General features: G+C 71.8%; 19 protein-coding genes and 2 tRNA genes. 8 read left to right on the plus strand and 13 right to left on the minus strand.

The window, feature by feature from the left end:
- Positions 1-7: 7 nt before the first annotated feature.
- Genes G407_RS0104890 through G407_RS0104900 form a run of 3 tightly spaced genes read right to left on the minus strand, consistent with a single transcriptional unit; the run spans position 8 to position 2,834 of the window.
- On the minus strand, positions 8-1,318 hold the full coding sequence (locus G407_RS0104890) for a TRAP transporter large permease (RefSeq protein WP_029029912.1): 1,311 nt from the start codon (positions 1,316-1,318) through the stop codon (positions 8-10).
- Complete coding sequence (locus tag G407_RS0104895; RefSeq protein WP_029029913.1) at positions 1,315-1,818, minus strand: TRAP transporter small permease; 504 nt, start codon at positions 1,816-1,818, stop codon at positions 1,315-1,317. The genes G407_RS0104890 and G407_RS0104895 overlap by 4 nt, the downstream gene beginning before the upstream one ends.
- Before the next feature lie 20 nt (positions 1,819-1,838).
- Complete coding sequence (locus G407_RS0104900; RefSeq protein ID WP_029029914.1) at positions 1,839-2,834, minus strand: TRAP transporter substrate-binding protein; 996 nt, start codon at positions 2,832-2,834, stop codon at positions 1,839-1,841.
- 163 nt (positions 2,835-2,997) lie between these two features.
- On the opposite strand from G407_RS0104900, the gene G407_RS32000 reads away from it, so the two are divergent.
- Positions 2,998-3,606 (plus strand): MarR family winged helix-turn-helix transcriptional regulator, encoded by a 609-nt coding sequence (locus G407_RS32000; RefSeq protein ID WP_029029915.1) that lies wholly within the window; start codon positions 2,998-3,000, stop codon positions 3,604-3,606.
- A 120-nt stretch (positions 3,607-3,726) separates the two neighbouring features.
- On the opposite strand, the gene G407_RS0104910 is transcribed toward G407_RS32000, so the two are convergent.
- Together G407_RS0104910 and G407_RS0104915 are read right to left on the minus strand one after the other, a co-directional pair.
- Positions 3,727-3,800 (minus strand) — tRNA-Gly (locus G407_RS0104910).
- Between the two features lie 32 nt (positions 3,801-3,832).
- Positions 3,833-3,918 (minus strand) — tRNA-Tyr (locus G407_RS0104915).
- 177 nt (positions 3,919-4,095) lie between these two features.
- Between G407_RS0104915 and rlmB the strand changes: the two genes are divergently transcribed.
- A complete protein-coding gene (gene rlmB, locus G407_RS0104920) occupies positions 4,096-4,968 on the plus strand; it encodes a 23S rRNA (guanosine(2251)-2'-O)-methyltransferase RlmB (RefSeq protein WP_084327324.1) in 873 nt (290 codons plus the stop codon).
- 12 nt (positions 4,969-4,980) lie between these two features.
- On the opposite strand, the gene G407_RS0104925 is transcribed toward rlmB, so the two are convergent.
- The 3 genes from G407_RS0104925 to G407_RS0104935 form a co-directional block, all read right to left on the minus strand.
- Positions 4,981-5,295 carry a hypothetical protein gene (locus G407_RS0104925; protein WP_029029917.1) on the minus strand — a complete coding sequence of 105 codons (315 nt, stop codon included), beginning with the start codon at positions 5,293-5,295 and terminating at the stop codon, positions 4,981-4,983.
- A 95-nt stretch (positions 5,296-5,390) separates the two neighbouring features.
- Positions 5,391-5,918 carry a protease adaptor protein RcdA gene (gene rcdA / locus G407_RS0104930; RefSeq protein WP_029029918.1) on the minus strand — a complete coding sequence of 176 codons (528 nt, stop codon included), beginning with the start codon at positions 5,916-5,918 and terminating at the stop codon, positions 5,391-5,393.
- Between the two features lie 505 nt (positions 5,919-6,423).
- Positions 6,424-6,630 carry a DUF1192 domain-containing protein gene (locus G407_RS0104935; RefSeq protein ID WP_029029919.1) on the minus strand — a complete coding sequence of 69 codons (207 nt, stop codon included), beginning with the start codon at positions 6,628-6,630 and terminating at the stop codon, positions 6,424-6,426.
- Positions 6,631-6,816: 186 nt separating this feature from the next.
- On the opposite strand from G407_RS0104935, the gene G407_RS0104940 reads away from it, so the two are divergent.
- Together G407_RS0104940 and G407_RS0104945 are read left to right on the plus strand one after the other, a co-directional pair.
- Positions 6,817-7,797 carry an NAD(P)H-quinone oxidoreductase gene (locus G407_RS0104940; RefSeq protein WP_029029920.1) on the plus strand — a complete coding sequence of 327 codons (981 nt, stop codon included), beginning with the start codon at positions 6,817-6,819 and terminating at the stop codon, positions 7,795-7,797.
- Positions 7,798-8,006: 209 nt separating this feature from the next.
- On the plus strand, positions 8,007-8,720 hold the full coding sequence (locus G407_RS0104945) for a DUF1013 domain-containing protein (protein ID WP_029029921.1): 714 nt from the start codon (positions 8,007-8,009) through the stop codon (positions 8,718-8,720).
- 64 nt (positions 8,721-8,784) lie between these two features.
- Here G407_RS0104945 and G407_RS0104950 read toward each other — a convergent pair whose 3' ends face one another.
- Positions 8,785-9,696 carry a LysR substrate-binding domain-containing protein gene (locus G407_RS0104950; protein ID WP_029029922.1) on the minus strand — a complete coding sequence of 304 codons (912 nt, stop codon included), beginning with the start codon at positions 9,694-9,696 and terminating at the stop codon, positions 8,785-8,787.
- Positions 9,697-9,797: 101 nt separating this feature from the next.
- On the opposite strand from G407_RS0104950, the gene G407_RS31535 reads away from it, so the two are divergent.
- Positions 9,798-10,049 (plus strand): hypothetical protein, encoded by a 252-nt coding sequence (locus G407_RS31535; protein WP_156917469.1) that lies wholly within the window; start codon positions 9,798-9,800, stop codon positions 10,047-10,049.
- 28 nt (positions 10,050-10,077) lie between these two features.
- Here the strand turns inward: G407_RS31535 and G407_RS0104955 are convergent, their stop codons facing one another.
- The 4 genes from G407_RS0104955 to G407_RS0104970 form a co-directional block, all read right to left on the minus strand.
- On the minus strand, positions 10,078-10,986 hold the full coding sequence (locus G407_RS0104955) for a dihydrodipicolinate synthase family protein (protein ID WP_029029923.1): 909 nt from the start codon (positions 10,984-10,986) through the stop codon (positions 10,078-10,080).
- A 101-nt stretch (positions 10,987-11,087) separates the two neighbouring features.
- A complete protein-coding gene (locus tag G407_RS0104960; protein ID WP_029029924.1) occupies positions 11,088-12,779 on the minus strand; it encodes a lysine--tRNA ligase in 1,692 nt (563 codons plus the stop codon).
- An 83-nt stretch (positions 12,780-12,862) separates the two neighbouring features.
- Positions 12,863-13,861, minus strand: a complete 999-nt coding sequence (gene glpX, locus G407_RS0104965; RefSeq protein WP_029029925.1) for a class II fructose-bisphosphatase — start codon at positions 13,859-13,861, stop codon at positions 12,863-12,865.
- 59 nt (positions 13,862-13,920) lie between these two features.
- Entirely contained in the window at positions 13,921-15,240 is a 1,320-nt protein-coding gene (locus G407_RS0104970) for a homoserine dehydrogenase (RefSeq protein WP_029029926.1), read from the minus strand.
- A 296-nt stretch (positions 15,241-15,536) separates the two neighbouring features.
- On the opposite strand from G407_RS0104970, the gene G407_RS0104975 reads away from it, so the two are divergent.
- The 3 genes from G407_RS0104975 (at position 15,537) to G407_RS25810 (ending at position 19,373) form a co-directional block, all read left to right on the plus strand.
- Entirely contained in the window at positions 15,537-16,814 is a 1,278-nt protein-coding gene (locus G407_RS0104975) for an O-acetylhomoserine aminocarboxypropyltransferase (protein ID WP_029029927.1), read from the plus strand.
- A gap of 323 nt (positions 16,815-17,137) precedes the next feature.
- Complete coding sequence (locus G407_RS25805; protein WP_084327315.1) at positions 17,138-17,983, plus strand: rhomboid family intramembrane serine protease; 846 nt, start codon at positions 17,138-17,140, stop codon at positions 17,981-17,983.
- A gap of 109 nt (positions 17,984-18,092) precedes the next feature.
- Positions 18,093-19,373, plus strand: coding sequence for a multidrug effflux MFS transporter (locus tag G407_RS25810; protein ID WP_084327316.1), 1,281 nt, complete (start codon positions 18,093-18,095; stop codon positions 19,371-19,373).
- The last annotated feature ends 3 nt before the right edge of the window (positions 19,374-19,376 follow it).

The raw sequence follows: 19,376 nt of genomic DNA on the forward strand, positions 1-19,376 counted from the left end.
GATACCGTCAGGGCGTCGCGAACATCGCGTTGGGGAGCGTGAGCGCGATCTCGGGGAAGAAAACGAGGAGGGCGATGCAGACCAGCATCGCGCCCCAGAAGGGCATGACGCCGGCGAAGATCGTCTCGAGCTTCGTGTCCCGCGCGATGGTCGAGACGACGAAGCAGTTCACCCCGACCGGCGGGCTGATCAGACCCATCTCGAGCACGATCACCATGATCACGCCGAACCAGATCGGGTCGAAGCCGAGCCCGACCACCACGGGGAAGGTGATCGGCAGGGTGATCACCATCAGCGACAGCCCCTCGATCACCATGCCGAGCACGGCGTAGAGCGCGACGATGATCAGGATCGCCGTGTAGGGCCCGAGCTCGGCCGAGACGAAGCCGTTCGCCACGATGCCGGGCAGGCCCGAGAGCGAGACGAAGGGGGCGAAGACGTTGGCGCCGATGAGGATGAGGAAGCACATCCCCGTCGTGCGCAGCGTGTCGACGAGGCAGGCGGCGAGCGTCTCGCGGGTGAAGCCGCCGCGCAGGACGAGCATCATTGCCGCGAGGAAGGCGCCGACGCCGGACGCCTCGACCGGCGTGAACACGCCGGTATAGATGCCGCCGATCGTCACCACGATGATGCCGACGATCCCCGTCGCCCGCCACAGCGAGGCGATCCGCTCGCCCCAGGTCGAGGCCGGGCCGCTCGGCCCCTCCTCCGGGCGAAGCCGCACCACGATGGCGATGGTCACGAGGAAGAGCCCGGTGAGCAGGAGCCCCGGCAGCACGCCCGCCATGAACAGCCGCCCGATCGATTGCTCGGTGAGGATGGCGTAGAGCACGAAGCCGGTGGAGGGCGGGATCAGGATGCCGAGCGTGCCGCCCGCCGCGATGGCGCCGGTGGAGAGCTTCTGGCCGTAGCCGTAGCGGCGCATGTTCGGGTAGGCGACGCGCCCCATCGTCACCGCCGAGGCGATGGAGGAGCCGGACAAGGCCGCGAAGCCGGCGCAGCCGACGATGGTCGCCCCCGCGAGCCCGCCCTTGCGCGCGCCGAGCCAGCGATAGGCGGCGTCGTAGAGGTCCTTCGACAGGCCCGCCGCGGAGGCGAGGTTGCCCATCAGGATGAACAGCGGCAGCACGGTCAGCTCGTAGTGCGAGGCCGTGGCGAAGGCCTGGCCCGAGAGCGTGTAGGCCGCCGAGATCGGGTCGGTGAGCGCGACGAGCCCGGCGAGCCCCGCGATCAGCATGGCGACGCCCACCGGCACGCCGAGCCCCATCAGGGCGAACAGGCCGAGGAAGCCGACGACGCCGACCGCCGCCGCGCTCACGGCGCGAGCCTCCCGCGCAGGGCGCCCGCCGCGAACAGCACGGCGGAGAGGCCGAAGCCGGCGGCCAGCGCGTAGTAGAACGGGCCGTAGGGGATGCGCAGCAGCATCGTCGTCTCGCCGAACATCGCCGCCTCCCCGCCGTTCACGAAGCAGCGCCAGGCGAGATAAGCGAGCGCCGCCGCCGACGCCGCGTAGCCGGCGCGGCGCAGGGCCCCGCCGGCCGTTCGCGGCATCCTGTCGATCAGCGCCGTGATCGCCACCGCCCGGTCGCTCGCGATGCACAGCGGCACCGAGGCGGCGACGACGATCGCGAGGATCACTTGGGTGAGGTCGTTGGCGCCCAGGATCGGCGCGTTGGCGAAGGTGCGCAGCAGCGCGTCGGAGACGGTGAGCAGCATCAGCGCCACCACCCCCGCCCCGCCGACGACGGCGATGCCCGCCGCCGCCCAGCGCTCGAGGCGCGTGCCGCCGCCCGGCGGCCGATCCGAGACCGGGTCCATCGCCTCGCCCTCTCGCCGGCTCAGTTCGCCGCGGCGAAGCGCGCGAGGAAGGCCTCGCCGTCGAGGCCGACCGCCTCGCCCTGCGCCTTCAGCTCGGCCGCGATCGGGGCCGCCATGGCCGCGACGAAGGCCGCGCGCGCGTCGGGCTCGAGCGTGATCAGCTCGACATTCGCCTCACGCAGCATGGCGATGCCGCGATCGCCCGCCGCCTTGAAGGCCGTCGCCGCGCGCATCGACAGGTCGCGCCCGGTGAGATCGTCGAGAGCTGCGCGCTGCTCGTCGGAGAGCTTGTCGTAGGCGCCCCTGTTCATGATCAGCGTGAAGGTGGAGAGCGCTCCCGGCACGTTGGTCGTGACGTGCTTCGCGACCTCGTGGAGATTGTAGGAGCCCACCGCCGAGGCGTCGATCATCACCGCGTCGACCACGCCCGTGCTCATGGCGTTGTAGACCTCGGTCGCCGGCAGCGAGACCGGGATGCCGCCCCAGGCCTCGACGATGGACGCGGTCACCGGATCGGGGATGCGCACCTTGAGGCCGGAGACATCCGCGAGCGACCGCACCGGCGTCTCGCGGCTGAACAGGATCGACGGATTGTTGGTCCAGAAGGCGAGGAGCTCGACCTGCTCGAAATCGCCGTCGAGCGCGTCGATGTTGTCCCAGATGGTTGCAGTCGCGCTCTCCGGATCGGCGAACAGGCCCGGCACGTGCAGCATCACCGAGCGCTGGAACTGCGCCGGCGTGTACTGCGGCAGGTTGAAGGCGATGTCGGCGATGCCGGTGACGGCGCGGCGGTACTGCTGGTTCGGACCCGCGCCGAGCTCGCCGGCGGGATAGACCTTGATGGTGAGCGCGCCGTTCGTCTTGGCCGCGATCTCCTCGGCCAGCGGCGTCATCACGTGCCGGTCCATCGGATGCTGCGGCGACATGAAATGGGCGAGCTTCAGCTCGGTGGCGGACGCGGCCGCGGCGCACAGGGCGGCGCCGGCCGCGATCGCCGCAATGGCGATGCGACGCATGTGGTTTCCTCCCGATCGGGCCCCTCTCGGCCCGCGCACGCCCGGTTCGGCGTTTCTTGTTGACGGGTCAACATACCAGCTGCCCGTGACGGCGACAAGCTTCCCTCGACGCCGGATTCGCGCTTTGGTGGGCGCGGAGGGCGAGCATGAGCGATCAGCAGGCATGAGCGATCAGGACGACCGTCGCCTCGCGCGCCGATCCGGCGGTGCGCGGACGCACGAGGACACGCCGACCGAGGCGGTGCCGGCGCGTAAGGCGGGCCGCCCTCACCTGCCCGAGCCGCCGCGCGTGGAGACGTCCGTCGACTTCACGGAGCTGCTGCTGCACCAGGTCGTCGGGTTCGCCACCCGCTTCGTGCAGAGCGTCGCCTCCACCTACACGCAGCGCCATGGGATCGGCCTGCCCGAGCTGCGCACGCTCTTCCTGCTCGGCCGCCACGGCCGGCTCGCGCCGATCCGCCTCGCGGAGCTCGCGGCGACGGATCGCGGCACGGTGACCCGGGCGCTCAGAACGCTCACGGCCCGAGGCCTCGTCGTGGTGCGCGCCGACCCCGACCACGGACGCCGCACCGCCGCGCAGCTCACCCCGGACGGCGCCGCCCTGCACGACCATCTGGCGCGCTTCGTCGAGTGGCGGAATCAATGGCTCAAGAGCCACTTCGAGCAGGAGGAGCTGGCGACGCTGCTCGAGCTCCTCGGACGCCTCGACGACCTCTCACGCCGCCTGCCGACGGACGCGGTGGAACACGAGAGCATCCGCAGCGACGATTGAGAGCCGGATCCGGGACGACGAGACCGACACGCTCGCCCGCCGACCGGCGCCCTGCGCCGGCACGACGAAGGCCCCCTCGCGGGAGCCCGGAAAGCGTTGCTGCGTATGGATCAGGAGCGCTGGAGCGGGTGAAGGGAATCGAACCCTCGTCGTCAGCTTGGAAGGCTGCTGCTCTACCATTGAGCTACACCCGCCCGGGCGTGGTGGAGTTCTAGCGCGTCGGAGATGGTGGGGGAAGTAGGACTCGAACCTACGAAGGCGTAAGCCAGCGGATTTACAGTCCGCCCCCTTTGCCGCTCGGGACATTCCCCCGTCCGCTCCGGCTGCCGATCTCTCGGTGCGCCGGGCCGCGCCCGACGCCTCGGCCGTGGCGTGGGGGCTCTTATGGTGACCCCGGCGGGACGTGTCAACGGCGAAATCGCGCGCATCCGCCCGATTTGGGGACGGGCAGCGAGCGCCGCGGCCTTGACCACGGCGCGCTCGACGCGCATGCCCTCGCCAGCACCGACCGGAGCCGCACCCGTGCCAGACGATCGCAAGCCGCCTCGCAAGCCCCCCGGCAAGCCGCCGCACGCCCGCGGCGCGAACGGGCGCATCGGCCCCGGCGCGCGGGCGCGTTCCCGCGGGCCGCGCGCACGCGCGCCGCGTCCGGATCTCGACGACGCCGTCGTGCTCTACGGATGGCACCCCGTCGCGGAGGCGCTGCGCAACGGCAAGCGGACGATCCATCGCCTGCTCGCCACCGAGAACGCCGCGCGCCGGCTCGCCGAGGAGCTGCCCGGCATCGCCGCGAGCCCGCAGATCGTGCGCCCCGGCGAGATCGACGCGCTGCTCGCCCCCGACGCCGTGCACCAGGGGCTCTACGCCGAGGCCGAGCCGCTGGAGGGCTACGACCTCGACACCCTGCCCGACGACGCGCTCGTGCTCGCGCTCGACCAGATCACCGACCCGCACAACGTCGGCGCCATCGTGCGCACCGCCGCCGCTTTCGGCGTCACGGCGATCCTGACGACGGCGCGGCATTCGCCGGCGGCGACGGGGGTGCTGGCGAAGTCCGCCTCGGGAGGGCTGGAGCACGTCCCGTTCGTGGTCGTGAAGAACCTGGGCGACGCGCTCGACCGGCTCGGCGAGCGCGGCTTCCTCCGCGTCGGCCTCGATTCGGAAGGCGAGGAGACGTTCGAGAGCCTCGCCGCGCGCCGGCCGGCCCTGCTCGTGCTGGGGGCCGAGGGCAAGGGCCTGCGGGCGCGCACGCGCTCGCTGTGCGACGCCGTCGCCCGGCTCGACATGGCGGGCGCCATCAAGAGCCTCAACGTCTCCAACGCCGCCGCGATCGCGCTCTACGCGCTGACGCGGCGGCTGTGACGCGCAGCCGCGTCAGGACGGGTCGACGAGGACGGTCCCCGCCGCCTCGATGACGTAGATCGCCGGCGGCTCGACCGGAGCGGGACGTATGCCGGTCACCGCGGGCACGCCCCGGGTGACGACGATCTCGCGCGGGGCGGGCGTGCGCGGCGCGAGCACGACGCGGCCCTCGTCGGTGCGCAGCACCGGCGCCTCGACGGTGGAGGCGATCACCTGGTCGCGATGCGCCGCGTCCCACGCGCATTGTGCGGCGGCCGGGCCGGCGGCGAGGAGGCCGAGCGCGAGCGCGCCCGACGCGGTGCCCTTGACGACGATGGATGCACGCATGACGACCGCTCCCTCTTCGTTATGGTGAACGAGAGGTTAACCCGAACCGCCGCGCGCGTCGCCCGCTGCTTTTCGCCGCAGCAGGCCCTCCCCGCTCAGCCGCCGCCGAAGGCGGAGCGGATCAGCCATTGCTGCATGGCGACCGGGCTGTCCGCCGCCGGCTTGGGCTCGGCGATCGCCTCGGACATGACGCCGTCGAGGTGAACGATGCGGGCATGCATGCGCACGCTCGTGCCGATCAGCTCCTTGAGGCGCTCCGGCAGCGCGGCGGCGTCGAAGACCGGGCTCGCGCTCTCCTGCCGGGTCAGGCGCACGCGGGTCTTCTCCTTGAGCGCCTCCTCCGCCGTGATCTCGCCCTCGGCGACGGCGCGCTGGACGAGGAGCCACGAGGCGATCTGCATCAGGCGCGTGGTCAGCCGCATGCTCTCGCTGGCGTAGGTGAGCGCCGCCTGGCGCGGAAGCGTCCGCGATTCCTCGCGGCCCTGCCCGTCGAGATAGGCGGCCGTCTCCTCCACTAGCGCCATCCCGTCGCGGAACAGCGCACGGAACGCGTCGGAGTGCACGAAGGTCCGCCCGAAATCGACCGGATCGCGGGTGTCCCGGAAAGTGATGTCCGCGTTCATGTGCCGCCTCCTGACGAAAATTTGTCTCGAATTGTGCCGGCACGATACGACGCGCGGCTTTCCCGAGTCGTTGGAGCAAGGCTAGCGCCGAACGCGCCCGCGCGCTCCGTTAGGATGTGGTTAACGTTAACGGGACGAGAACGGCATGCCCGGCTCCGTCACATCCCTCGGGAGGCGGGCCGCGGGGCGGACCGGAGGAGGCGAGCGGCGGGCGTCCCGCCGTCGGACACCTCGCCCGCACGCGCCGATCTCACGGCGGTCGCCCGCCCGTCCGCCGGTGGCGGGACGGCGCGCACAAAAAAGAGCCGCCGTGAGGCGGCTCTGAAGTCGTCAACAGGGAGGCGTCAAACAGAGTGGACAGGAGCCACTCGCATCCAGAAGGACTGGATACCCATATTCATGAAGCAGGAAGCTTAACGACGCGTTAATGCGCGGCGAGAAACACGAGCGACCTGGCCGATTTCGGCACACGCGCCGAGGCACTGCGGCCCGCTCCGCGGCAGTCTCAGGTCGCGGGCTTGAAGAAGGCGTCCGCGGCCGTGCGCGAGACCTGCTTCTTCGCCTTCGCCTCGCGCAGGCGCCCGATCTCCGTCTCCATCGCCGCGATGCGCTCGTCGAGCTCCTCGATCGAGAGATGCGCGAGATCCTGCCCGATCACGTGCGTGTCGGGGCGGGGCCGCGGCAGCTCCTCGCCGAAGGGATCGATGGACATGTCCGTCTCCTCCGCGCCGATGATCGGGCCGGGATGATAGCGCGCCCCGTCCCCGATGGCCAACCCCGCGGGCGCGATCGCACGGCTTGCCAATCCGCGCGGGGGCGTGTCACCTCGCCGGCACGAGACCGATCGCGAGGGAGCCGAGCCGTGGCGGAGACGACGAGCGACACCATCCCGCAGACGATGCATGCCGTGGTCGCCGAGGGCGGCGGCGGGCCGGAGGTCCTGACGCTCGTCGAGCGCCCCGTGCCGACGCCCGGGCCCGGCGAGATCCTGGTGAAGGTCGCGGCGGCGGGCATCAACCGGCCCGACGTGATCCAGCGCGAGGGGAACTACCCCCCTCCCCCCGGTGCGCCGGACGTGCTCGGCCTCGAGATCGCGGGCACCGTCGTCGCCCGCGGGCCGGGCGCGCAGCGCTGGGCGGTGGGCGACGCGGTGATGGCCCTCGTCCCCGGCGGGGGCTACGCGCCGTACTGCCTCGCGCACGAGGACAACACGCTGCCGGTGCCCGCGGGCCTCTCGATGATCGAGGCCGGCGCGATCCCGGAGACCTACTTCACGGTCTGGACCAACGTGTTCGACCGCGGACGGCTCGCCGCGGGCGAGACGCTCCTCGTCCACGGCGGCTCCTCGGGGATCGGCACCACCGCGATCCAGCTCGCCAAGGCCTTCGGCGCGCGGGTGATCGTCACGGCGGGCTCCGCCGAGAAGTGCGACCGCTGCCTCGCGCTCGGCGCCGACCGGGCGGTGAACTACCGGGAGGAGGACTACGTCGCCGCCGCCAAGGACTTCACCGACGGGCGCGGCGTCGATCTCATCCTCGACATGGTCGGCGGCGACTACATCCCGCGCAACTACGAGGCCGCGGCGGTGGAAGGCCGGATCGTGCAGATCGCCTTCCTGAAGAGCCCCAAGGTCGAGGTCGACTACCGTCGCCTGATGATGAAGCGGCTCACCCACACCGGCTCGACGCTCCGCCCGCGCTCGGTCGCCCAGAAGGCCGAGATCGCCGCCGCGCTCGCCCGCGAGGTGATCCCGCTCATCGGCCAGGGCCGCTGCCGGCCGGTGATCGATTCGACCTATCCCCTGGAGCAGGTGCGCGAGGCGCATGCGCGGATGGATTCGAGCGCGCATGTGGGGAAGATCGTGCTGACGATGGCTTAGCGCGCCCCCGCCCCCGCGCATCCTCGTTGCGCCCCGCGCGCGAAACGCCTATATTCTCCCCGTCCCCTCACAATCGGGTACGTCGTCGCTCCGGCCGCAGGCCGGGTCGGAGCACGGAGAAGGTTTGCCGCGCGCAGGCGCATCGCGAGAGATCCGCGGTCCCGCGCTCGTTTCCAGGAGGAAGTCCCGTGTCCGCTGCCGTTCCCTTGATGCCGAAGGCGACCGCCGTCTGGCTCGTCGAGAACACGTCGCTGACGTTCGATCAGATCGCCGACTTCTGCAAGCTCCACCCGCTCGAGGTGAAGGGCATCGCCGACGGCGAGGTGGCGGCCGGCATCAAGGGCGCGAACCCGATCACCACGGGCCAGCTGACGCACGAGGAGATCGAGAAGGCGCAGAAGCATCCGGAATACCGGCTCAAGATCGCGCCGCCGAAGGTGCGCCTGCCCGAGATCAAGACCAAGCGCGGCCCGCGCTACACCCCGGTCTCGCGTCGCCAGGACCGGCCCAACGCCATCCTCTGGCTGCTGCGTAACCATCCGGAGCTCAAGGACGCGCAGATCATGCGCCTCGTCGGCACGACCAAGACGACGATCCAGCAGATCCGCGAGCGCACGCACTGGAACTCGGCCTCGCTCTCCCCGCTCGACCCGGTCACGCTGGGCCTGTGCTCGCAGATCGACCTCGACCTCGAGGTCCAGCGCGCCGCCAAGGACCGTCCGCCCGCGCCCGCCGGCGAGGGCGGCCAGACGCTGCTGCCGGCCGACGTCTCGACCGATCCGGGCTACCAGCCTCCGGAGGAGGAGGAGTACGGCGGCTACGGCGCCCAGCGCCGCCGCGAGGTGGAGGAGCGCGCGGAGGCCGACACGGTGTTCGCCAAGCTGAAGAACCTCAAGGGACCGGAGGACGAGGAGGAGGAGTGATCCTCCGCCTCGCCGATCCGCGCGACCTTTTTCGAAGGGGCGGTCCCGCGGGGTCGCCCTTTTCTCATCTGCCCTCACCCGCCTGTCGCACCCCATCCTCGCGCGCCTCGCGGCGCAGCCAGTCCGCGAAGGCCACCGCGCTCGGGCGCATGCGGCCGGGACGGCGCACCAGCCAGTAGCCGGCCGTCGGCGTCAGGGTGGCGTCGTCGAACAGGGCGACGAGCCGTCCGGCCGCCAGGTCCGCCTCCACCAGCATGCGCGCCGTGAGGCCGATCCCCTGGCCCTCCCGCAGGGCGGCGATGGCGATGTGACCCGGCAGGTGATGGATGTCCCGTTTCTGGCCCGCGGAGAGCCCGCGCGCCGCGAGCCAAGCGTGCCACTCGCCGAGCCCGAGCTCCTGGATCCAGGGGTAGCGCAGGAGATCCTCCGGCTCGCGGATCGGCCCGGATCCGACGAGCTCCGGCGTGGCGACCACGACCTTCGGCGAAATGAGCAGCCGCTCCGCCTCGACGCCCTCCCAGCCGCCCTCGCCGTAGCGCACGGCGAGATCGAAGTCGGACCGGGCGAGGTCCACCATCTTCGCGCTGGGGTTGATCATCAGCTCGATGTCCGGATGCTCGGTGCGGAAAGCGCCGAGCCGCGGCGCGAGGAAGCTCGCAGCGAAGCCCGTCGTGGTCGTCACCTGCACCGGCCGCTCGGCCGCGCCGGCGATCAGCGCACCGACGCCCTCGCGGATCAGGTCCATCGCCTCGCGCAGGCTGGCGGCGAGCCGCTCGCCCTCGGGCGTGAGCGCGAGGCCCCGGCCCTCGCGGCGCATCAGCGTGAGGCCCAGCCGCTCCTCGAGGGCGCGCACCTGCTGCGCGATCGCCGCGTGCGTGACGTTGAGCTCGCGCCCCGCGGCGGAGAACCCGCCGTGGCGCGCGGCCGCCTCGAAGGCTCGAAGCATGGAGAGCGGGGGCAGGTCGGACCAGTCCATCTGAAAGCCCTGCTTACAGCATGCGAGAAACGCCGACTCGCAGCCGGTCCAGCATAGCGCCATCACTCCCTTCCGACACACCGGAAAACGGAGCGCGCGCCATGACTGCCGGGACGAAAGGAGCTTACAGGACGACCGATGACGCGGGCACGCGGGCGACGCGCGCGCCGTCTTTCGGCGCAGCTCTCCGGCGCCGTGCCGGATCGCTCCTCGCCCCCGTCCGCGACGCGTGCCGGAACGCTCGGGAACGCAAGCTTCTCACCGAGCTGGACGCGCGTCTCGCGCGCGATATCGGTCTTCCCGACGAGCGCGCCCTGCCGCCGCCGACCGCACGCGTGCCGGATTTCTGGTGAGGCTGGGTCGCGGCGCCGTCGCGACCGCTCACCGGACCTGCGTCAGGACGCGGTCCAGCGCCACCTCGAGCTCGGCGCGGATCCCGTCGCCCAATGGGAGGATCGGGCGCGGCGGCGCGAGGGTCGCGATGCCGAGCGCGCCCGCCATGGCGTGCACGACCCGGAAGCTGCCATGGGCCTTGAACAGCTCCCAGAGCGGCCGAAAGGCGGCGTCGATCCGATCCGTCGTGGCGACGTCGCCCGCCTGCGCCGCCCTCGTGAGGGCCAGCGCCTCGGCCGGAAGCAGCCCCGCGACGACGCTGAACCAGGCGTCGCATCCCGCCAGAAGCGCGTCCGCGGCCCCCCAGTCGCCGCTGTAGCCGATGGCGAAGCCGTCCGGCAGGGCCGCCCGCAGGGACGCGAGGTCGCTCTCGACGTCTCCGCTCGCGGGGTAAGGCATTTTCACGGCCACGACGCTGGGAAGCGCCGCCAGCCGGGCGAGCAGCATTTCGCCGAAGCTGAACCGGGTCGTCGCCGGGTTGTTGTAGACGCACAGAGGCAGGCGGCTCGCCTCCGTCACGGCGACGAAGTGCTGGAACACCTCCTCGTCGGTCAGCGGCGTGTACGAGACCGGTGCGAGCAGGAGCCCGTCCGCGCCTGCGGCCTCGGCGTCTCGCGCCAGCGCCTGCGCCTCGTCGGTGCGCAGCGCGCCGACGCCCACGATGATCGGGACCTTCCCGCCGACGCACTCCACCGCCACGCGGACCGTTTCACGCCGCTGGGCGCGGCTGAGGTAGGCGTAGGCGCCGGTGCTGCCGAGGAGCCCGATCGAATCCGCTCCCGCGGATCGGATTCGGGCGAGAAGCGCGCCGAGCACGTCCGCCTGCAGGTGGCCGTCGGCGTCGATCGGGGTGAGAGGAAAGGCCGAGAGGCCTCGGAACAGGCTCGCCTGGTGCATGACCCTCGGTCCCCGGCTCGGCGACGGCGATTTGGTTGGGGCATGATCGCCGGGACGCGGAAGGCTTTCAAGTCGCCCGCCGCGGCCCCTGGCCGAAGCTCTCAGCCGGCGCCGCCCCGCTCCTCGAGAAACGCCGCGTGCTCGCGCTCCAGCTTCCCGGCGAGCGCCTTCGCGATCAGCGCCCGCGTCTCCGCGACGCCGTAGAGCGCCACGAACGAGCCGAAGCGCGGCCCGCGCTCCTCGCCGAGCAGCACCTGGTAGAGGGTCGAGAACCAGGTCTGCGAGACGCCCGGGCGCCCGTCCGGGCTCTTCGACTTGCCGGACGTGTCGGGGAAATGCGTGCGGCCGACCTCGTAGACCACGTCCTGCAGGGCGGCCGCGTCGGTCGAGCCCTCGAGCGGCGCCAGCGCGCGGTCGAGGTCCTCGAGCGCGGCGCGCTCCTCCGGCGTGGGCGCGCGGTAGGTCTTCTGCGGGCGCACGAAGTCGCGGTAGTAGCGCACGGCGAGGCCGACGAGCCGGTCGAGCCGCGGATGCGTCTGCGGCGACGCGGTCGGCGCGTAGCGCCGGATGAAGGCCCACAAGAGCCCCGGCTCCTCGGCGTTCGCCACCGCCACGAGGTTGAGCAGCATGCCGAAGGTGATCTGCGCGGCGGGCGCGTTGCCGCCCTCGCTCTGCACCGTCTCCGGCTCCGGCGGGCTGCCGCCGTGGATGTGCCAGACCGGGTTGCCGAGGCGGTTCTTGTCGTCCTGGCGCTGGTAGCGCTCGAGGAACGAAAGATACTCGTCGACGTGCTTCGGGATCACGTCGAAGAACAGCCGCTTCGCCTCGCGCGGGCGGTTGTACATGTAGAGCGACAGGCTCTCGGGCGTGCCGTAGGTCAGCCACTCGTCGATGGTCAGGCCGTTGCCCTTGGACTTCGAGATCTTCTGGCCGTTCTCGTCGAGGAACAGCTCGTAGTTGAAGCCCTCCGGCGGCTCGGCGCCGAGCGCGCGCACGATGGCGCCCGAGACCTTGACGGAATCGATCAGGTCCTTGCCCGCCATCTCGTAGTCGACGCCGAGCGCCACCCAGCGCATCGCCCAGTCGGGCTTCCACTGCAGCTTGGCGTGACCGCCGGTGACGGGCGTCTCGTAGCGCGCACCGGTCTCGGGGTCGCGCCAGACGATGGTGCCGGCGGCGACGTTGCGCTCCTCCGTCGGCACCTGCATGACGACGCCCGTCTCCGGGTGGATCGGCAGGAAGGGCGAGTAGGTGGCGCGCCGCTCCTCGCCGAGCGTGGGCAGCATCACCGCCATCACCGCGTCGTAGCGCGCGAGCACGAGCCGCAGCGTGTCGTCGAAGCGACCCGAGGCGTAGCACTCCGTCGAGGACAGGAACTCGTAGTCGAAGCCGAAGGCGTCGAGGAAGGCGCGCAGGCGCGCGTTGTTGTGGTGCCCGAAGCTCTCGTGCGTGCCGAACGGGTCGGGCACCTTCGTCAGCGGCAGGCCGAGCGCGCCGCGCAGGAGGTCCTGGTTCGGCAGGTTGTCCGGCACCTTGCGCAGGCCGTCCATGTCGTCGGAGAAGGCGACGAGGCGGGTCGGCACGGCGTCGTCCGTCAGCGTGCGGAAGGCGTTGCGCACCATCGTGGTGCGCGCCACCTCGCCGAACGTGCCGATGTGCGGCAGGCCGGACGGCCCGTAGCCGGTCTCGAAGACGACCTCTTTCTTGCCGGTACGCTCCAGGCGCGCCACGAGCTTGCGCGCCTCCTCGAAGGGCCAGGCGGTGGCGGAGCGCAGGACGTCCGGGTCGATCATCGAAAGAGGCTTCCAAGGGTACGGGAACGGGCGCCGAGGCTTACGACCGCCTCAGGTGGGGCGTCAACAGGCGCCTCCGCCCCTCAATCCAGGTGGAACTTCGCCCATTCCCGGTGCTCGGCGGCGATCTTGCGCACCGTGCCGGTGGCGGAGCGGTAGACCACGGTCTCGGTCTCGATCACCTCGTGGCCGAACTTCACGCCCATGGTCAGCGCCGAGTCGGTCACGCCGGTGGCGGCGACGATGACGTCGCCCGAGGCGAGCTCGCCGACGTCGTACTTCTTGTTCGGGTCCTTCACGCCCATGCCGAAGGCGCGCTCGCGCTTCTCCTCGGTGTCGAGGATGAGGCGCCCCTGCATCTGGCCGCCGATGCAGCGCAGCGCGCCGGCGGCGATCACGCCCTCGGGCGCCGCGCCGATGCCGAGATAGAGGTCGATGCCGGTCTTCGCCGGGTCGGTCGTGTAGATCACGCCGGCGATGTCGCCGTCGGAGATGAGCCGCACGGCCGCACCCGTGGCACGCACCTCGGCGATGAGGTCGTGGTGACGCGGGCGGTCGAGGATGAGGGTGGTGATCTCGGAGGGCGACACGCCCTTGGCCTTGGCGAGGGCGTGGATGTTGTCGGTCGGCGTCGCGTCGAGGTCGACGACGCCGGCCGGATAGCCGGGCCCCACCGCGATCTTGTGCATGTAGACGTCGGGTGCGGCGAGCAGCGTGCCGCCCTCGGCCATCGCCATCACGGCGATCGAGCCCGGCATGTCCTTGGCGCACAGCGTCGTGCCCTCGAGCGGGTCCACCGCGATGTCGACCTTCGGCCCGGTGCCGTTGCCCACCTTCTCGCCGATGAACAGCATCGGCGCCTTGTCGCGCTCCCCCTCCCCGATGACGACGGTGCCGTCGATGCCGAGCCTGTTCAGCTCGCGACGCATGGCGTCCACCGCCGCCTGGTCGGCGGCCTTCTCGTCGCCACGCCCGCGCAGTCGCGCCGCGGAGACGGCGGCGCGCTCGGTGACGCGGACGAGCTCGAGCGTCAGGATGCGCTCGATGAACACGTTGGGGGCGACGCGTGACGGGGGCTTCATGAACCGGACCTCCTTCTTTGTATCGGACGGGGCGGCGTTTGCCCCGGGGACAACGTCCCTCACTCGCGCTCGATCCGGACGACCTGCGGCGGCTCGGCCACGTGGCCGTCCGCGTCGATGCGCGCGAGCGCCTCGCGGATCGCAGCCTCGGTGGTCGCGTAGGTGATGAGCACGACCGGCACCGGCGCGCCCGAGCGGCCGGACGGATCGGCGTCGGCGGTGCGGGCGCGGTGCTGGATGATGCTCTCGAGCGAGATGTCGGCCTGGGCCATGCGGGTGGCGATCCCGGCCGCGGAGCCGGGCCGGTCGAAGACCGACAGGCGGATGTAGTAGCCGCCCTCGTGGCGCTGCATCGGCGCGCGCTCGGGAGCGGCGAGGCGCTCCGCCGGGATGCCGAAGGCCGGGCGCACCACGTTGGCGGCGACATCGCAGATGTCGGCGATCACGGCGGACGCCGTCGCGTCACCACCGGCCCCCGGGCCGATGAGGCTGAGCTCCCCGACCGCGTCCGCGTCGATGGTGACGGCGTTGGTGACCCCCATCACCTGCGCCAGGGAGGAGGTGCGCGGCACCATGGTCGGGTGAACGCGCTGCTCGATGCCGGTCGGCGTGCGCTCGGCGACGCCGAGGAGCTTGATCCGGTAGCCGAGCTCGGCCGCCATCCGCAGGTCGAGCGGCGTGATCTTGGAGATGCCCTCGACGTAGATCGCGTCCGGGTCGAGCGCGACGCCGAAGGCGAGCGAGGTGAGGATCGCGAGCTTGTGGGCGGTGTCGAAGCCCTCGACGTCGAAGGTCGGGTCGGCCTCCGCGTAGCCGAGCCGCTGCGCGTCGGCGAGGCACTCGGCGAAGGAGAGCCCTTCCGCCTCCATGCGCGAGAGGATGTAGTTGCAGGTGCCGTTGAGGATGCCCGACACGCGCGCCACGCGGTTGCCCGCGAGCGCCTCGCGCAGCGCCTTCACCACCGGCACGCCGCCGGCGGCGGAGGCCTCGAAGGCGAGCGCGACGCCGCGCTCCTCGGCGATGCGCGCGAGCGCCATGCCGTGCTTCGCCAGCAGCGCCTTGTTGGCGGTGACGACGTGCTTGCCGGCCCCGAGCGCGGCCTCGACGAGCGCACGCGCCGGCCCCTCGTCGCCGCCGATCAGCTCGACGACGCAGTCGACCTCCGGGTCGCGGGCGAGGGCGAGCGGATCGGCGTGCCAGGTCGCCCGGGAGAGGTCGACGCCGCGGTCGCGCGCGCGGTCGCGGGCGCACACCGCGGTGAGCGCCATCGGCCGCCCGGCCCGCATGGCGAGGCTCCCGGCGTTGCGCGCCATCAGCCGCGCCACGCTCGCGCCCACGGTCCCCAGCCCCGCGATCCCGACCCGCAACGGTTCCGTCATCGATCCGATCCCTCCTCGGAGCCGGCCCGCGGGCCGGCCGGTGAGCGGCGCGACGGTATTGCACCCTTTCCCGACGGCTTTCAAGGAAGGTCGCGCGCGGACGGCCACGGTCGTCCGAGACGCTCGCGTTCGGAAAACCGAATGTGTCCCCGCGACCGGCTCCGTCACCACGGAGCCTCGGATGCGCAACACCTCGCCGCACGATTGGCGACTGCGAACAGGCCGTTGACGGCCCGGTCGCGTTCTCTTAAAAGAACGATCGTTCTTTCGTCAAGACGCCAGAAGAGGACGCGCCCATGACCGACCGCACCCCCGGGTTCAGCACGCTCGCCATCCACGCCGGCGCGACGCCGGACCCGACGACGGGGGCGCGGGCGACGCCGATCTACCAGACGACGTCGTTCGTCTTCGACGACGTCGACCACGCAGCCTCCCTCTTCGGCCTCCAGGCCTTCGGCAACATCTACTCGCGCATCGGCAACCCGACCTGCGCCGTGCTGGAGGAGCGCGTCGCCGCGCTCGAGGGCGGCACGGCGGCGCTCGCCGTGGCCTCCGGGCACGCGGCCGAGTTCCTGACGATGCACGCCCTGATGCAGCCGGGCGACGAGTTCGTCGCCGCGAAGAAGCTCTACGGCGGCTCGATCAACCAGTTCAACCATTCCTACAAGAACTTCGGCTGGACGGTGCGCTGGGCCGACACGGAGGACCTCTCCACCTTCGAGGCGGCGATCAACGAGCGCACCAAGGCGATCTTCATCGAATCGATCGCCAACCCCGGCGGCGTCATCGTCGACATCGCCGGCATCTCGGCGATCGCCAAGCGGCACAAGCTGCCGCTCATCGTCGACAACACCATGGCCTCGCCCTATCTCTGCCGGCCGATCGAGCACGGCGCCGACATCGTGATCCACTCGGCGACGAAGTTCCTCGGCGGCCACGGCACCTCCATCGCCGGCGTGCTGGTCGACGGCGGCACGTTCGACTGGGCGGGCGACGAGCGCTACCCGATGCTCTCCAAGCCCCGGCCCGAGTACGGCGGCATGGTGCTCGGCGAGACCTTCGGCAACTTCGCCTTCGCGATCGCCACGCGTGTCCTGGGCCTGCGCGACCTCGGCCCGGCGCTCTCGCCGTTCAACGCCTTCATGATCCTGCAGGGCATCGAGACGCTGCCCCTGCGCATGCAGCGCCATTGCGACAACGCGCTCGTGGTGGCGCGCTTCCTCTCGGAGCATCCGGCGGTGGAATGGGTGTCCTACCCGGGCCTGCCCGGCAACCCCTACAACGGGCTCGCCGAGCGCTACTGCCCGAAGGGCGCGGGCGCCGTCTTCACCTTCGGCCTCAAGGGCGGCTTCGACGCGGGCGTGGCGCTGGTCTCGAAGCTCGAGCTGTTCTCCCACCTCGCCAACATCGGCGACACCCGCTCGCTGATCATCCACCCCGCCTCCACCACCCACCGCCAGCTCACCGACGCCGAGCGCACCGCCGCGGGCGCCGGCCCCGACGTGGTGCGCCTGTCGATCGGGCTCGAGGACCCGGAGGACCTGATCGCGGACCTCGCGCAGGCGCTGGGCTGAGGAGAGCCGCGCGTCCCCGCCCCTCGGGCGGGGACGATCCGCGAAGCCGATGAGGGGCGGGATCCCCGGATCGACGCGTCCCGTTTCGGCTCTCGCCGAAGCGCGCCTTCGGCGCCCCCCCTCCGTCACCGGCTTCGCCGGCGCCACCTCCCCCGACGGGGGAGGAGCTCCCGCCCCATCGGGGCGGGGACGGCGCGCGCAGCGAGCCAGGGGCGGGGTTCTCCCGGCGCGAGGCGTCCGTTGATCTCCGCTCCCCCTTCCCATCCGCCTCGTCGTCGGCCAAGCTCCGCAGCGTCACGCCCCTCGCCCGGAGCCCCTCCCCCATGCTCGCCATCGGCGACGACAACCCGCTGCGGCACGTCCGCGGCGCCTACGTCAATCATGCGCTGATCGCGGCCTGCGTCATCGCCTTCCTCCTCGTTCCCGAGACGGCGATCGAGTACGCGCTCCTGCCGGCGCAGCTCGTCGGTGACCTCGGCGGCGTCGGGGCCGTTGCGCCGGGCCCGGCGGGCGTGCCGGGGTGGGCGACGCTCGTCACCTACACCTTCCTGCACGCGGGGCTCCTGCACCTCGCCGGCAACATGATCACGTTGTGGGTGTTCGGCGACAACGTCGAGGACGCGCTCGGCCATTGGCGCTACGCCCTCTTCTTCCTCCTCGCCGGCGCTGCCGGCGGCCTCGCGGAGGCGTACTTCACCGGCAACCCGGACGTTCCCGTGGTGGGCGCGAGCGGCGCGGTGTCGGGCGTCATGGGCGCCTACCTGATGCTGCACCCGCGCGCGAAGATCTTCGTGCTCGTCGGCTACCGCATCCCCGTCGCGCTGCCGGCGGGGATCTTCGTCGGCTTCCTGATCGCGCTCAACCTCGCCATGGCGCTGTCGGGCGACACGGGGGCGATGGTGGCCTGGTGGGCGCACGTGGGCGGTTTCGCGGCGGGGATGATCCTCGTCGTGCCGCTGCGCCACCGCGACGTCGCGCTGTTCCAGCCCGCCCACGACGTTCCCGAGCGCACGAAGCGCTTCGCCTTCGCCCGGCGCTTCGTCATCGACCTGACGCCGAAGGCGCCCGCGGGCATGCGCCGCTCGCTGACGGGGCGGGTCGCGGCGGTGGTGAAGGCGCTCGCCTTCTTCGTGGTGATCATGCTGGTCGTCGAGCTGTTCGTGCCGTGAGGCGCGCAGGGGCAGCGGCGGCCCGGCGGTTCCGCATGGCTGCCCGGCACCACGGCCGCTTGCCCACGCGTCGGATCGGGCGCACAACGCGTGCCCCGAGGATCCCCCGATGAACGACACGAGCCGGCTCGGCCAGAGCGCCGCCTTCTCCGCGCCCGCCCCCGCGCCGCCGGTCGACGATTCCCACCGGCACGCGCCGATGCGGTTTCGCGAGTTCGTCGCGATGGTGGCGGCGCTGATGGCGCTCAACGCGCTCGCCATCGACGTGATGCTCCCGGCGATCCAGGACATCGGCGCCGCGCTCGCCGTCGCCGACCCGAACGACCGCCAGGCGATCCTGCCGGCCTACCTGATCGGCTTCGGGCTCGGCCAGCTGCTGGTCGGCTCGGTCTCGGACCGCTTCGGCCGCCGGCCGGTTCTGCTCGCCGGCCTCGTCTTCTACGTGGCGGCGGCGATCCTGTGCGCCTTCGCGCCGACCTTCGCGGCGCTCATCGTCGGGCGCGTGGTCCAGGGCCTGGCCTCGGCGGCGCCGCGGGTGGTCACCGCCGCGATCGTTCGCGACTGCTACGGCGGAAGGCGGATGGCGAGCGTGCTGTCGCTCGCGATGACGATCTTCATGGCCGTGCCGGTGGTCGCGCCCTCGATCGGTCAGGCGATCCTGCTCGTGGCGCCCTGGCGCGCGATCTTCGCGCTGCTCGCGGTCTACGGCGTCGCGATGATCCTGTGGACGGGGCTGCGCCTGCCCGAGACGCTGGCGCCGGAGCGTCGCCGGGGCATCGGCCCGCGGGCCCTGGCGCGCGCCTTCCGGGAGGTCTTCACCACCCGCCAGACGCTCGGCTACGCCGTCGCCGCGGGCGCCATGTTCGGCGCCATGTTCAGCTTCCTCGTCAGTTCCGAGCAGGTTCTCGGCGAGCTCTACGGGCTCGGCCCGCTCTTTCCCCTCGCCTTCGCCGCGATGGCGGGCGGCATGGCGGTGTCCTCTCTGGTGAACGCGAGCCTCGTCGGGCGCGTCGGGGCGCGGCGGCTCTCGCATGCGGCGGTGATGCTGTTCACGCTGATCGCGACGATCCTCGTGGGGCTGGCGCTCGCGGGCGTGCTGACGCTGTGGCCGCTCCTCGTCCTGCTCGCCGGCGCGATGCTGCTCGTGGGCCTGATCTTCTCGAACTTCAACGCCCTGGCGCTCGAGCCGATGGGCCACATCGCCGGCACCGCCTCCTCCGTCTTCGGCTCGGTGACGACGCTGATGGCGGCGACGATCGGCGGCCTCGTCGGCCGTGCCTTCGACGGCACCGTCGTGCCGCTGTTCACGGGCTGGACCCTGCTCGGCCTCGGCGCCCTCGTCGCCATCGCGGTGACGGAGAAGGGGCGCCTCTTCGGACGGGGCACCTGAGCC

The organism is Salinarimonas rosea DSM 21201 (assembly GCF_000429045.1).
In the GTDB taxonomy this organism is placed as follows: Bacteria; Pseudomonadota; Alphaproteobacteria; order Rhizobiales; family Beijerinckiaceae; genus Salinarimonas; species Salinarimonas rosea.